General features: G+C 71.5%; 13 protein-coding genes and 1 pseudogene. 12 read left to right on the plus strand and 2 right to left on the minus strand.

The features are described from left to right. The first annotated feature begins 108 nt into the window (after nt 1–108). From ACFYWS_RS25380 to ACFYWS_RS25400, 5 genes are read left to right on the plus strand one after another with little or no spacing between them, the layout of a single operon-like run. Entirely contained in the window at nt 109–1,413 is a 1,305-nt protein-coding gene (locus tag ACFYWS_RS25380; protein WP_389280552.1) for an NAD(P)/FAD-dependent oxidoreductase, read from the plus strand. Next, complete coding sequence (locus ACFYWS_RS25385; RefSeq protein WP_389280398.1) at nt 1,407–2,153, plus strand: DUF1365 domain-containing protein; 747 nt, start codon at nt 1,407–1,409, stop codon at nt 2,151–2,153. Before ACFYWS_RS25380 ends, ACFYWS_RS25385 begins: the two co-directional genes overlap by 7 nt. Next, nucleotides 2,150–3,433 (plus strand): class I SAM-dependent methyltransferase, encoded by a 1,284-nt coding sequence (locus ACFYWS_RS25390; protein ID WP_389280399.1) that lies wholly within the window; start codon nt 2,150–2,152, stop codon nt 3,431–3,433. Before ACFYWS_RS25385 ends, ACFYWS_RS25390 begins: the two co-directional genes overlap by 4 nt. Beyond that, nucleotides 3,430–4,719, plus strand: a complete 1,290-nt coding sequence (locus ACFYWS_RS25395) for a class I SAM-dependent methyltransferase (protein WP_389280400.1) — start codon at nt 3,430–3,432, stop codon at nt 4,717–4,719. Before ACFYWS_RS25390 ends, ACFYWS_RS25395 begins: the two co-directional genes overlap by 4 nt. Next, nucleotides 4,716–5,516: a DUF1295 domain-containing protein gene (locus ACFYWS_RS25400; RefSeq protein ID WP_389280401.1), complete on the plus strand. Its 801-nt coding sequence runs from the start codon at nt 4,716–4,718 to the stop codon at nt 5,514–5,516. Before ACFYWS_RS25395 ends, ACFYWS_RS25400 begins: the two co-directional genes overlap by 4 nt. A gap of 71 nt (nt 5,517–5,587) precedes the next feature. Here the strand turns inward: ACFYWS_RS25400 and ACFYWS_RS25405 are convergent, their stop codons facing one another. Next, a complete protein-coding gene (locus ACFYWS_RS25405; RefSeq protein ID WP_389280402.1) occupies nt 5,588–6,343 on the minus strand; it encodes an anti-sigma factor domain-containing protein in 756 nt (251 codons plus the stop codon). After that, nucleotides 6,340–6,924 carry a sigma-70 family RNA polymerase sigma factor gene (locus tag ACFYWS_RS25410; RefSeq protein ID WP_389280403.1) on the minus strand — a complete coding sequence of 195 codons (585 nt, stop codon included), beginning with the start codon at nt 6,922–6,924 and terminating at the stop codon, nt 6,340–6,342. Before ACFYWS_RS25410 ends, ACFYWS_RS25405 begins: the two co-directional genes overlap by 4 nt. Nucleotides 6,925–7,070: 146 nt before the next feature. Here ACFYWS_RS25410 and ACFYWS_RS25415 point away from each other — a divergent pair, with 146 nt between their 5' ends. The 7 genes and pseudogenes from ACFYWS_RS25415 to ACFYWS_RS25445 all read left to right on the plus strand — a co-directional run bounded on the left by ACFYWS_RS25415 (nt 7,071) and on the right by ACFYWS_RS25445 (nt 13,118). Continuing rightward, nucleotides 7,071–7,736, plus strand: a complete 666-nt coding sequence (locus tag ACFYWS_RS25415; protein ID WP_389280404.1) for an alpha/beta hydrolase — start codon at nt 7,071–7,073, stop codon at nt 7,734–7,736. Nucleotides 7,737–7,776: 40 nt separating this feature from the next. Beyond that, nucleotides 7,777–8,127, plus strand: a complete 351-nt coding sequence (locus ACFYWS_RS25420; RefSeq protein ID WP_389280405.1) for a hypothetical protein — start codon at nt 7,777–7,779, stop codon at nt 8,125–8,127. A 560-nt stretch (nt 8,128–8,687) separates the two neighbouring features. Next, nucleotides 8,688–9,348: pseudogene (locus ACFYWS_RS25425) on the plus strand (alpha/beta hydrolase fold domain-containing protein). A gap of 157 nt (nt 9,349–9,505) precedes the next feature. Continuing rightward, a complete protein-coding gene (locus ACFYWS_RS25430; RefSeq protein WP_389280406.1) occupies nt 9,506–10,282 on the plus strand; it encodes an SDR family NAD(P)-dependent oxidoreductase in 777 nt (258 codons plus the stop codon). Nucleotides 10,283–10,333: 51 nt separating this feature from the next. Beyond that, the gene (gene dgoD / locus ACFYWS_RS25435) at nt 10,334–11,479 is read left to right on the plus strand and encodes a galactonate dehydratase (protein WP_389280407.1); all 1,146 of its coding nucleotides are present in this window, start codon (nt 10,334–10,336) and stop codon (nt 11,477–11,479) included. Between the two features lie 38 nt (nt 11,480–11,517). Further along, entirely contained in the window at nt 11,518–12,162 is a 645-nt protein-coding gene (locus ACFYWS_RS25440) for a bifunctional 4-hydroxy-2-oxoglutarate aldolase/2-dehydro-3-deoxy-phosphogluconate aldolase (RefSeq protein WP_389280408.1), read from the plus strand. Next, nucleotides 12,159–13,118, plus strand: coding sequence for a sugar kinase (locus ACFYWS_RS25445; RefSeq protein WP_389280409.1), 960 nt, complete (start codon nt 12,159–12,161; stop codon nt 13,116–13,118). Before ACFYWS_RS25440 ends, ACFYWS_RS25445 begins: the two co-directional genes overlap by 4 nt. The last annotated feature ends 33 nt before the right edge of the window (nt 13,119–13,151 follow it).

Consider the following 13,151-nt stretch of genomic DNA (forward strand, 5'->3'; position numbering starts at 1 on the left):
CCGGACATTCGGCGCCGACCACATGTCCCCCTCTCCAATCCGCTGCGTAGTCGGCGCCGGATTACCCGTGAGAAAGCTTTCGCAGGACTGAGAGGAGAGGCGATGTCGATGGCGCCAGGTGGCAGCTCGGGGGCTGCCACCGCGGGGACGGTGAGTCGGCGGCGCACTGCCGTGATCGGCAGTGGCATCGCCGGGCTCACCGCCGCGCACGTGCTCGCCCGGACACATCACGTCACGCTGTACGAGGCCGACGAACGGCTCGGCGGGCACGCGCACACCCACGAAGTGGCCTCTCCCGACGGGGCGAGACACCATGTCGACTCCGGCTTCATCGTGCACAACCGTCACACCTATCCGAATCTGCTGCGACTGTTCGCCGAACTCGGCGTCGCCACGCAGGAGTCGGAGATGAGCATGTCGGTGCGGTGCGACGGCTGCGGCCTGGAGTACGCCGGTGCGCGCGGTCCCGGCGGACTGTTCGCGCGGCCCCGCAATGCCCTGCGCGCGGACTATCTGCGTCTGCTGAGGCAGGTGCCCGCGTTCCACCGAGCCGCGCTGCACCTGCTGGAACAGGAGCCCGACCAGGCCCTCACGTTGGGCGAGTTCCTGGACCGCGAGGGCCTCTCCGGCTATTTCCGTACGCACTTCGTGACCCCGCTGGTGTCGGCCGTGTGGTCCTGTGACGCGGCGACGGCGCAGCGCTACCCGGCCACGTACCTGTTCCGGTTCCTGAAACACCACGGGATGCTGTCGGTGAGCGGTTCGCCGACCTGGCGCACCGTGACCGGCGGCTCCCGCAGCTACGTCGACCAGGTCGCCAAGGGGCTGGACGCAATACGTACCCGGGCTCCGGTCCGTGCTGTGCAGCGGCATCCGGACGGCGTCACCCTCACCGCAGCCGACGGCTTCACGCGCGCGTACGACTCGGTGGTCGTCGCCACCCACCCCGACCAGGCATTGAAGCTGCTGGCCGACGCGACGCCACAGGAGAAGGAGGTTCTTGGGGCGTTCCGGTACTCCCGCAACGTCACGCTTCTGCACACCGACACCCGCCTGCTGCCGCGCGCCCGGGGTGCCCGGGCGTCCTGGAACTATCTGATGCCGTCCTGCGCGGCCGACGCCGACCGGGTGCGGGTCAGCTACGACATGAACCGGCTCCAGCGCCTGGACGCACCGGAGACGTACGTCGTCACGCTCGGCGGCGAGGACCGCGTCGATCCGGCCCTGGTCCGTGCGCGCATGGTGTACGAACACCCGGTCTACACACCGGAGTCGGTGGCTGCTCAGCGACAGCTTCCCGAACTGAGCACCGCTGCCACGGCGTTCGCCGGGGCGTATCACGGGTGGGGCTTCCACGAGGACGGCTGCGCCTCCGGTGTCGCGGCCGCCGCGGCCCTGGGGGTGCGATGGTGAGCACCACCGCCCCGGCCCTGTACCGCGTAACGGTCGCCCACGTACGGACCGCGCCGCGACGGTACGCGTTGCGCCATCGCACGTACATGTGGCTCATCGACCCCGACCGTCCGCCGGAACTGCGGGCCGCACTACGGCCGTTGGCGGGCTTCGACGCCCGTGATCACTTCGACGGCGATCGGCCGTCCATCCGCGCCGGCCTCGACGCCTTCCTGGCCGAGCGCGGAGTGGACCTCCGGGGTGGCCCGGTCGTGATGCTCACTCACGCGCGCGTGCTCGGGTACGTGTTCAACCCGCTCACCCTGTACTGGTGTCACGGGCCCGACGGCGCGCTGCGGTGTGTCGTCGCCGAGGTGCACAACACGTACGGGGGACGCCACAGCTATCTGCTGCATCCCGACTCCTCGGGTCTGGCGGTGACCGACAAGGAGTTCTACGTCTCGCCGTTCTTCCCCGTCGACGGCCGCTACCGCATGCGGCTGCCCGCCCCCGGGGACCGGGTCGACCTCACCGTGCACCTGGAGCGGGACGGCGGCAGGCCGTTCACCGCGACCGTGCGCGGCACCCGGCACGAAGTACGTACACGCACCCTGCTGGGACTGGCCCTGCGCAGGCCGTGGTCCACGCTCGCCGTGTCCGTGGCCATCCGCCTGCACGGCATCCGGCTGTATCTGCGGGGCCTGCCCGTCCAGCCCCGCCCCGACCCGCACGAACACACCACTCCGGAGCACACCTCATGAGAACCGGCGCCACCCATCCCACCACGGCGCCCCCGGCCGGGTCCTCGCACTTCCCGGTGGACCCGGTCCGGTGGCCCGATGTCGCCGCGCCACCGGCCGCCTCGCCGCCCCGGACCGCTGTCGCCGCGGCCGTCGTCCGCCGCGCCCTGCGTCAACTGCCGCTGCGCGTGCGGCTCGCTGACGGAACCGAGCTGGGCAAGGGCGGACCGGTCCTGGACATCCACCGGCCGGACGCGTTTCACCGCCGCATAGGCAAGCAGGGACTGATCGGGTTCGGTGAGGCGTACATGGCCGGTGAGTGGGACGCCCCCGATCTCGTGGCGACCCTCACCGTCCTCGCCTCCCACGCCGCCGAGCTGGTGCCCGCGTCCCTCCAGCGGCTGCGCGGTCTGTGGGCGCTGCGTCAGCCTTCGTCCCGGCGCAACACCCCGCTCGGCTCCCGGAGCAACATCAGCCACCACTACGACCTGTCCAACGACTTGTTCGCGCTCTTCCTCGACGAGACCCTCAGTTACTCCTCGGCCGTCTTCCGTGGCCTGCCCGCCGACTGGGGTCTGCTCGCCGACGCCCAGCGCCGCAAGACCGACCGGCTGCTCGACCTCGCCGAGGTGCGCGCGGACAGCCGGGTGCTGGAGATCGGCACCGGCTGGGGCGAACTCGCCATCCGCGCCGCTGCGCGCGGCGCCCGGGTCACCTCGCTCACACTCTCCAGAGAACAGCGCGACCTCGCGCTCGAACGCGTCGCGGCAGCCGGGCTCGCCGACCGTGTCACCGTCGAACTGTGCGACTACCGCGAGGCACGCGGCACCTACGACGCCGTCGTCAGCGTCGAGATGATCGAGGCGGTCGGCGCCGAGTTCTGGCCCACCTACTTCCGTACCCTCGACGAACGCCTGGCGCCGGGCGGCCGGGTCGCACTACAGGCCATCACCATGCCGCACGAGCGGATGCTGGCCAGCCGGTCCACGTACACCTGGATCCAGAAGTACATCTTCCCCGGTGGGCTGCTGCCCTCCGTCGAGGCGATCGCCGGGACCGTACGCGACCACACGCGCCTCGCGATCGCCCGCCGCGACAGTTACGGCGCGCACTACGCCGAGACGCTACGGCTGTGGCGGGAACGGTTCACCGAGCGGGCCGACGAGGTCGCCGCACTCGGCTTCGACGAGACGTTCCGCCGCATGTGGACGTTCTATCTCGCCTACTCCGAGGCCGGATTCCGCTCCGGATACCTCGACGTCCAGCAGTACTCGCTCACCAAGGAGGAGATCCCCCGATGACCGGCGCCGCCCACCGCCTCGCCGCACTCGCCGAGACCACGCTCGGCGGATCGCTTCCGGTCCGCCTGCGCACCTGGGACGGCGCCGAGACGGGCCCGGCCGACGGGCCCGTGGCCGTCGTACGGTCCCGTCGGGCGCTGCGCCGACTGCTGTGGCAGCCCGGCGAGTTGGGGCTCGCGCAGGCGTACGTGACCGGCGAGATCGACGTGGAAGGGGATCTCGCGGCCGGGCTGCGCGCCATGTGGTCGGCGACCCGCGAACGGAACCTGCACGCACCCCGCCTCTCCCTCGCCGGCCGCGCCCGTGCCGCGGGAACGGCCGCCCGGCTCGGCGCGGTGGGCCCTCCCCCGGCACCGCCCGCGTCCCAGGCACGGCTGCGCGGCGCCCTGCACACCAAGTCCCGCGACCGCGCCGCGATCAGCCACCACTACGACCTGTCCAACGACTTCTACCGGCTGCTCCTCGACGAGACGATGGCGTACTCGTGCGGCTACTGGGCGGGCGGCGGACCGGAGTTCACCGCGGCCGACGCGCAGCGCGCCAAGCTGGAGCTGATCTGCCGCAAGCTCGGCCTGGCACCCGGGGCCCGGCTGCTCGACATCGGCTGCGGCTGGGGTTCCCTGACGCTGTACGCGGCGGAGCGGTACCAGGCACGGGTCACCGCGGTGACGTTGGCGCGCGAGCAGGCGGCGTACGTGGATGAGCAGGTGCGCGAACGCGGCCTGACGGACCGGGTGAACGTGGTGTGCCAGGACTACCGGGACATCACCGGCGGCGACTTCGACGCGGTCGCCACGGTCGAGATGGGTGAGCACGTCGGGGATGCCGAGTACCCGGCGTTCGCCTCGGCGCTGCACCGGATGGTCCGGCCGTCGGGGCGGGTTCTGGTGCAGCAGATGTCACGCGGTTCGGTGGCTCCGGGCGGCGGCGCGTTCATCGAGGCGTACATCGCCCCGGACATGCACATGCGTCCGCTGGGCGAGACGGTCGGCCTGCTGGAGACGGCTGGTCTTGAGGTGCGGTCGGTGGAGTCGATGCGCGAGCACTACGTGCGTACGGTCGCGGCGTGGCATCGCACGCTGGAGGAACGCTGGTCCGACTTCGTGGCGCTCGTCGGTGAGGAGACGGCACGCGTGTGGCGCCTGTACCTGGTGGGCGGCGCCCTTGCCTTCGAGGAGCGGCGCATGGGCGTCGACCAGATCCTCGCCGTCCGCCCGACGGCCACCGGGCACAGCGGTGCGCCCGCGACGCCGCGGGACTGGTATCCCGGTCTGGACCGGCTGTGAACGGCTTCGCCTGGGGCGACTTCGCGGTGGGCCTTGCGTGGTCGGCCGCCGCCTCGCTCGCCGTCATGCTCGGCACCTTCGCCGTGGCCGTGCGCAAGGGCGTGCACCGGATCGTCGACGTGGCATGGGGGTTGGGGTTCGCCGCGGTCGCCGGGGTGAGCCTCCTGGCGTCCACGGGCGCCGGCGATCCGGGACGGCGGGCCCTGGTGACCGTACTGACGGCCGTGTGGGGGCTGCGGCTTGCCGGGCACATCGCGCGGCGCGGACGCGGGCACGGCGAGGACCCGCGCTACGAGCGGATGCTGGCCAAGGCTCGCGGGGACCGGAACCTGTACGCGCTGCGCATGGTGTACCTGCTCCAGGGTGCGCTCGTCTGGCTCGTTTCGCTGCCCGTGCAGGCGGCGCAGTACGTGCCGGGCCCGATGTCCGGCCTCGCCTGGGCCGGTACCGCACTGTGGGCCGTCGGCATGTTCTTCGAAGCCGTGGGTGACGCCCAACTGGCCCGGTTCAAGGGGGACCCGGCGAGCAAGGGCCGGATCATGGACCGGGGGCTGTGGCGCTATACCCGCCATCCCAATTACTTCGGGGACTTCTGTGTCTGGTGGGGCCTGTTCCTGATCGTGTGCGAATCGCCGGCCGCGGCGGCCGTCAGCGTCCTCTCACCACTCGTCATGAGCTTGCTGCTCACGAAGGGCAGCGGCAAACGGCTGCTGGAGCAGCACATGGCCGAGCGTGCGGGCTACGCCGAATACGCGAGCCGTACCAGCGGATTCTTCCCGCTTCCGCCCCGCCGTTGAAGCGTGTGGAGACCCCGTATGCCACCCGTACGCAGATGCGGGGCCTCCACACTCACCAAGTCCGGGCCCGCTCAGGCCGGGAAGGGCATCAACGCCACGGGCTCAGTGGTCGGCTGGTCCGAGCCGCCGCCCGGCTCGACGGTGATGCCCATGCCCGACGCCCCGTCCACGGCACCGCTCAGCAGTACGGCCTGGTCGCTGCGGGCGGTGTCCATGAGACCTGCCGAGCGCATGGTTCCGCCGTCGTCGTACCAGAGTTGGTAGACCTTGCCCTGCGGTGGGTGAGCCATCCCCGAGGCGATGAACACGGCCCGGTCCTCGCTCTTGGAGACGACGACGGTGCCGCTGGCGCCGTCCCCCAGTTTCGCCGAACCGGTCTTGGCGTCCGGTGCGGCGAGCACCGCGGCGATCCGGTCGTTGCCCTGTTCCAGCTGCCGGGCCTGTTCCTGGGCGTCCTCGGCTCGCTGGTGCTGCCACACCGCGGTGCCCCCGAGCGCGGCGGCGGCCGCGAAGCAGGCGGCGAGTGCCCACCGCGACAGCAGTCGCCGCCTGGCGCCCGCCGCGCGTCCGGCCCGGGACTGGACCGGCTCACGGGGCGCGTCCTGGCGGACCGTGGTGATCCGGCGCAGGACCGGCTCGCGCAGCTCGGGGCGGGGTGTGACGGTGGCGGCCAGGCCCAGCCGGGCCGCGGTCGCGGTCAGTTCGGCACTCTCCTGGGCGCAGGCCTCGCAGTCCGCGAGGTGCCGTTCGAAGTCGGCCCGCTCCTCGTCGGAAAGCGCGTGCAGCACATAGGCACCGGTCAGGGTATGCAGATCGGCGGCGGTCATGCGGTCACCCCCAGGCAGTCACGAAGCCGGATGAGACCGTCCCGCAGCCGGGTCTTGACCGTGCCCAGGGGCAGGGTCAGTGCCTCTGCCACCTGGCGATAGGTCAGTCCGCGGTAGTAGGCGAGTGTGACGGCCTGGCGCTGGATCTCGGTCAGGGTGCGCAGACAGCGCCGCACCTGCTCGCGTTCCAGACGCGCCTCCACCTGCTCGGTCACCTCGTCGAATTCCGGCGTGTGGTCGAGGAGTGCGGCCTTGTGGTCACGCGCCGAGGCGGCCTCAACGGAGCGGACCCGGTCGATGGCGCGCCGGTGGGCGAGGGTGAGGATCCAGTTGATCGCCGTTCCGCGGTCGGTGCGGTAGCGGGGAGCGGTACGCCACACCTCCACCATGATCTCCTGCGCGACCTCCTCCGACTGCGCCAGATCGCGCAGGACGGCACGCACGGTGCCGAGGACAGGGCCCATCACCGTGTCGTACACCGACGCGAACGCATCCTCGTCGCCGAGGGCCACGCGCCCCACCAGCGTCTCCAGGTCCGGACCGGCTGATGGATTTCTGCCGATGTGTACGGCTTCTTGCACGGGACCCTCCGTGGTCGGGAACTGTCACAGGTAATCCGGACTCCGCGAGCCCGTGGATTGGCCTGATCGACCAAACCGTGACACGTAGCGTGTCGAATGATCAGTAACGGGTGTTCCCCGTCGCGTCATGGAGCAGAGGGGGAAGGATGACCGGTCCTGAGCAGCACGCCACCGGGGCAGACACGGGTGGTGCGCTGATCGCGCGCCGCGTTCCGCCCGGAGCGCGTTCCGCGGTGCTGTTCCTGCACGGCGGGCGCGCGGACGGCCGTTCCCCGTCACGGCCCTGGCATCTCGCGGCACTGCGCATGCGGCCCTTCGTGCGCGCGGTCTCCTCGGCCCTGGCGGACGACCCGGTCCTCCTGGCGCAGGTGCGATACCGCGTGCGCGGCTGGAACGGGCCCGATGCCGACGCCCTGCACGACACCGAGCAGGCGCTCCAGGAACTGACGCGACTCGTCGGCGACGTACCGGTGGTGCTCGTGGGCCACTCGATGGGCGGCCGCGCCGCCCTGCGCGCCGCCCGAGCGCCCCAGGTCAAGGCCGTCGTGGCGCTGGCCCCCTGGTGCCCGGAGGATGAACCCGTCGCGCACCTGCGAGGCAAGGACGTCATGGTGCTCCACGGCGACCACGACCGGGTCACCGATCCGCAGGCCTCGGTGGCATTCGTCCGACGGGCGCGTGCGGCCGGCGCCAGGGCGGACGTGTCCCTCGTGCCCGGTGGCGACCATGCGATGCTGCGCCGCAGTGCGCGCTGGCATCGCACCACAGCCTCGAAGGTGGCGAACTGGGCTCTCCGCACGTACTCGCCGTAGTGGTGTATTAACGGCCACACAGTGACCTCGTCCTGAGGCTATGGCCTTCTCTCCCGGCGCCGGTGGTTCACGTTTCGCCCTCACGCTGGGCAGCGCGGACGTGTTCTCGGGTGCGCTGTCGCAGGACACCGACCTCCCTCCGGGCTCCTACCGCTTCACCACCGTCGTGCGCACGCAGGGCGGGCTGGAGTACGCCCGGGTCCGCATCACCGGCGCGGGCCGGGAGTCGTACGTCCTCGACCTCAACAACCCCACTCAGGGCTGGGAAGAGCTGTCCCTCGGCCGCCTGCGGCTGGCCTCCGGACACGCCGCTGTCAGCATCGAGGTACGCGGCCGTGGCGGCCAGTCGGTCTCGATCGACTCACTGTCCCTCATTCGCGAGACCGTCTGAGCGTTTCCCGAATGCCGCAGCGGCTCGGCCCGCAGTCTCCGCTCAAGCCTCGCGCTCCCGGCCGTACGCACCGCCACAGGTACCGCACCGGGCGCCCCGGCCCGTGCCGGCGATTCGCATGGCACCCTGCACGAACGCTGGCCGGGGTTCGACGCTGTCTCGGGGGAGCGTGGCCCGCCGGGTCTCGGCCTCGACTGATGTGCTGCCTGCCGCGGCGCCGCCCAGCAGTGCGGTGACGGTAGGTGCCGGGGGGGGACACGTGGGCCGACCACCCACGATTCCCGCGCCCCCGGACCATCGCCCGCCGCCACACATCTCGCCCCTGGAGAGCCATGGCACTGGACCCCTTTCTCGCAGCGAAGCTGCACCTGCTCGACGGCCTCGACCTGGCCGATCGGGCGACCAGCCCCGAGACGGCGCTCCGGTTCGCGGAGTTCGAGCGGGACCCCGCCGACTGGAAGATGCCCGACATCGACACCGAGGACCGCTCGATCCCCGGCCCGCACGGCCGAATCCCGCTCCGGGTGTACACGCCCAAGGTGCAGCCTCGGGGAGCAGTGATGTGGCTCCACGGGGGTGGCTTCGCCGCCGGGGATCTCGACATGCCCGAGGCGCACACCGTGGCCGCCGAACTGTGCGTACGTGCACAGCGGTTGGTGGTCTCCGTCGACTACCGCCTGGCGGCCCACGGGACCCGCTACCCCGTTCCCGTCGACGACGCCCACGCCGCCTGGCAGTGGCTCGTCCGGCAGAGCTCCGGCCCTATCGCCCTTGGTGGCGCGAGCGCCGGAGCTGCCATCGCCCTGTCCACCGCGCTCAGGCTCCGCGACCGGAAGGGCCCTCTACCGACCGCGCTGCTCCTGGCCTACCCGCTGGGACGACGAGAGCGCAGCCGCGATGCGTGAGCTGCCGCCCGCTCTGCGCTGCCGTCCCGATGCCATCGAGGCCATGGTCCGCACCTACACGGGCCGCGTGTCGCATGTGCCGCAGCAGGCCCTGCCGGGCGCCGCAGATCTCACCGACCTTCCCCCGGCCGGCATCGTGCTCTCCGAGTTCGACGACCTGCGCCCCTCTGGCGAACTACTCGCCAGGCAACTCCAGGAATCCAACGTAACGGTGAGCATCCACCTGGCCGCCGGCATGCCGCACGGACACCTCAACCGAACTCCCACACTGAAGGCGGTCGACGCCTCCCTCAGCTTTCTCGCCGGACGGGTCTGACCGACCGCGCTCGGGACGGAGGCCTCCGCGATGATCGCTCCGGCGTTCAGGCCTGGCCCTCCGGCGGAGGCTGCACAGCGCCGCCCCCCCTTGGCATACCTCAATAATTAATATTTAATGTCTATGTCGTTGCTGCCACTGGTCCCAGGAGCCCCTCATGCATCCGCACGGCCCCTCCCGCACGGGTCGCCTCAGCGGCCGGTGCGCGCTCGTCACCGGCGCCGCCTCCGGTATCGGCGCCGCTACGGCCCACCGGCTCGCCGCCGAGGGAGCACACGTCGTGCTCGCCGACATCGACGAGGAAGCCGGCGCCACCGTGGTGGCCGCCATCCGGGATGCCGGGGGCAAGGCCCTCTTCCAGTATTGCGACGTGGCCGACGAATCGTCCTGGGACCAGGCCGTGGCAGTGGCACGCGACGCCTTCGGCCCCGTGAACGTACTGGTCAGCAACGCCTACACGGTTCGTGTCGCCGCGGCCCACGAGACCAGTGCCGCCCAGTGGAACCAGCAGCTGGCCGTGAGCCTGAGCGGATCGTTCCTCGGCGTACGTGCCTGCCTGGACGATCTTGTCGCCACGCAGGGGAGCGTGGTCCTGGTCTCCTCCGTGCATGCGCTGGTGGGACTGCCGGGGCGGCCCGCCTATGCCGCGGCCAAGGCGGGGCTGACCGGCCTGGCGCGACAGTTGGCCGTCGAATACGGCGGGCAGGTCCGTGTGAACAGTGTGCTGCCCGGGCCCGTTCTGACCCGCGCGTGGGAGGACATCGACGAGGACGACCGGCGGGCCAGTGCCGCCGAGACCGCCGCCGGGCGCCTGGGCCGCCCCGAAGAAGTCGCTTCCGTCATCGCCTTCCTCGCCGGTGACGACGCCTCGTTCGTCACCGGCGCGACCCTCGTGGTCGACGGCGGGTGGAGCGTGATGAAGAACTCCTCATGACCGACACGCCGAGCCCCTCTCCGTCTCCGCAGCTTCCCTGGAGCGACACCCTTGAAAATCACCCGCGTTGAAACGTTCGCCGTCCCGCCCCGCTGGCTGTTCTGCCGCATCGAAACCGACGAAGGCGTGGTCGGCTGGGGCGAGCCTGTCGTCGAAGGACGCGCCGCCACCGTGCGCACCGCGGTGCACGAACTGGCCGAGTACCTCGTCGGCCAGGACCCCCTGCGCATCGAGGACCACTGGCAGGTGATGACGAAGGGCACCTTCTACCGAGGTGGTCCGATTCTCTCCAGCGCCGTCGCCGGCATCGACCAAGCCCTGTGGGACATCGCCGGCAAGACCCTCGGCGCTCCGGTCCACGTCCTGCTGGGCGGCCCGGTGCGGGAGCAGGTACGCGCCTACAGCTGGGTCGGGGGCGACGACCCCACCGAAATAGCCGAGGCCGTCCAGGCCCAGGTGGAAGCCGGGTTCACCGCCGTCAAGATGAACGCCAGCGGCCGGATGAACAAGATGGCCACCGCCGCCGACGTCGCCGCGGTCGTCGAGCGGGCGGCCACCGCCCGCGAGGTCCTGGGCCCCGACCGCGATTTCGCGGTCGACTTCCACGGCCGGTTCAGCGCCGCGAACGCCCGTCGGGTCCTGCCCGAACTGGCCCCGCTGCACCCGCTGTTCATCGAAGAGCCCGTGCTGCCCGAGTACGCCCACCGCCTCGACGAGATCGTCGCGGCCTCGCCGGTTCCGATCGCCACCGGCGAGCGCATCTACAACCGCACCCAGGCTCTCCCCGCACTGCAAGCCGGCATCGCCGTACTGCAGCCCGACCTCTCCCATGCGGGCGGCATCTCCGAGGTGCGACGCCTGGGCTCACTGGCCGAGACCTTCGATGTGCTGCTCGCACCGCACTGCCCGCTGGGCCCGATCTCGCTGGCCGCCAGCCTTCAAGTCGCCTTCAGCACACCGAACTTCCTCATCCAGGAACAGAGCATCGGGATCCACTACAACAAGGGCGCCGAGGTCCTGGACTACCTGGTCGATCCGACCGTGTTCCGCTTCGATCAGGGTCACATCTCTCGCCCTCTCGGCCCCGGCCTGGGCATCGAGGTCGACGAGCAGGCCGTCCGGCGCGCCGACAACAGCGCCCCGGACTGGCGCGGCCCCATTTGGCGGCACAACGACGGCTCGTTCGCCGAATGGTGACACGCCACCCATCGCCCACTTCGACGGAGAACACTCCCGTGCCGACTCACCCCGAATTCACCCAAGACCTGCACCGTCAGCGCCTGGTGGCCATCGTGCGGGGCTCCGACCCCGAGGCCGCGCTGCGCAGCGTCCTCACCCTGGCCGAAGAGGGGGTGCGGCTCATCGAGATCTCCCTGAACACTCCTGGAGCCGAAACCGTCATCGCCCGGGCAGTCGAAGAGGCGGGCGCCGACGCGGTCATCGGGGCCGGCACCGTCATCACCCGCGAGGACGCCCTGCGCGCCCGGGATGCGGGAGCCCAGTGGATGGTGACTCCGGCGTTGGACAAGGGGTTCGACCATGCCATCGCCCTCGGTGTGCCGGTCCTGGCAGGAGCGCTGACCCCGACCGAGGCCGTGGCCGCCATGCGGGCGGGCGCAGTGGCAGTGAAGCTGTTCCCCGCGTCACTGGGTGGCCCGGCATACCTGCGAGCCCTGCGTGACCCCATGCCCGATGTACCGTTCGTGCCCGTCGGCGGCGTGGACGCCGAGGCGGCGGACGCCTACTTCCGCGCCGGCGCGATCGCCGTCGGCGTGGGCTCGCCACTGCTCGGCGACGCCCCCAGCGGTGGGGACCTCGCACAGCTGCGCCGGCGGGCCAAGGCCTTCCAGACCGTGTGCGCCGTGGGAGCCGACGTATGAGCACTCCTGTGGACGCCCTGACCTTCGGTGAAGCCATGCTCTCCGTGCAGGTCGACGGCCCTCTGACGGCAGGCGGCCAGGCCCGCACCGCGGTGGCCGGAGCCGAATCCAACGTGGCCGTGGGGCTGGCCCGGCTGGGCCACCACGTGGCCTGGGCCGGCCGCGTCGGCACCGATGAACCCGGGCGCATGGTGCTGCGGGCGCTGCGCGGTGAAGGTGTGCGCGTGGACTGCGCCACGAGCGACGACCAGGCGCCCACCGGAGCGATGCTGCGCGAGCGCCGCGTCGCCGATCTGGCCCGCGTCCACTACTGGCGCACCGGGTCGGCGGCGTCCCGCCTGCGGCCCCAGCACGTGAAATCCGCCCTGGACGCCGGAGCCCGCGTCCTGCATCTGACCGGCATCACCTGCGCCCTGGGCGAAGGCCCGCTGGCCACTGTGCGGGCGGCAGCCGAGCACGCCGCCCACAACGGCTGGACCGTCTCGCTCGATGTCAACCACCGCAACCGGCTGTGGGACGCGACGGCAGCCACCACGGCGCTACGACCACTTCTGGAACTCGTCGACATCCTCATCGCCTCCGACGACGAACTGCCCCTGGTCGCCGCGAATCCTGCGGCCACCCCTGCCGAGCAGGCCGCCCAGCTACTCGCCGACGGGGCACGCGAAGTCGTGGTCAAACGGGGCAGTGACGGCGCCGACCTCTACCTCCCGGGCCGCGCTCCGCTGCACGCCGATGCCCACACCGTGCCGCTCGTCGACACCGTCGGCGCCGGGGACGCGTTCAGCGCGGGCTACCTCTCCGCCGTGCTCGACGGCCTGGCCGCCCCCGAGCGGCTCCATCGCGCCACCCGCACCGCCGCGTTCTCCGTGGCCGGCGCCGGTGACTGGGAGGGCCTGCCGCACCGGGACGAACTCCCGCTCCTCGACACGGCGCCCGGCGGCGCACTGCGCTGACGGACCACGCCCGCACAGCACCGCTTTGGACCT

Origin of the sequence: Streptomyces sp. NPDC002795 (assembly GCF_042888725.1) — a bacterium.
Lineage (GTDB): Bacteria > Actinomycetota > Actinomycetes > Streptomycetales > Streptomycetaceae > Streptomyces.

What these genes read in the sequence shown, in the direction of transcription:
- ACFYWS_RS25380 (WP_389280552.1), top strand. Translation starts at nt 109, where the DNA reads ATGGCGCCAGGTGGCAGCTCGGGGGCTGCCACCGCGGGGACGGTGAGT.
- ACFYWS_RS25405 (WP_389280402.1), bottom strand. Translation starts at nt 6,343, where the DNA reads ATGACCGCCGCCGATCTGCATACCCTGACCGGTGCCTATGTGCTGCAC.
- ACFYWS_RS25420 (WP_389280405.1), top strand. Translation starts at nt 7,777, where the DNA reads ATGGCCTTCTCTCCCGGCGCCGGTGGTTCACGTTTCGCCCTCACGCTG.
- ACFYWS_RS25445 (WP_389280409.1), top strand. Translation starts at nt 12,159, where the DNA reads ATGAGCACTCCTGTGGACGCCCTGACCTTCGGTGAAGCCATGCTCTCC.
- ACFYWS_RS25430 (WP_389280406.1), top strand. Translation starts at nt 9,506, where the DNA reads ATGCATCCGCACGGCCCCTCCCGCACGGGTCGCCTCAGCGGCCGGTGC.
- ACFYWS_RS25385 (WP_389280398.1), top strand. Translation starts at nt 1,407, where the DNA reads ATGGTGAGCACCACCGCCCCGGCCCTGTACCGCGTAACGGTCGCCCAC.
- ACFYWS_RS25415 (WP_389280404.1), top strand. Translation starts at nt 7,071, where the DNA reads ATGACCGGTCCTGAGCAGCACGCCACCGGGGCAGACACGGGTGGTGCG.
- ACFYWS_RS25390 (WP_389280399.1), top strand. Translation starts at nt 2,150, where the DNA reads ATGAGAACCGGCGCCACCCATCCCACCACGGCGCCCCCGGCCGGGTCC.
- ACFYWS_RS25395 (WP_389280400.1), top strand. Translation starts at nt 3,430, where the DNA reads ATGACCGGCGCCGCCCACCGCCTCGCCGCACTCGCCGAGACCACGCTC.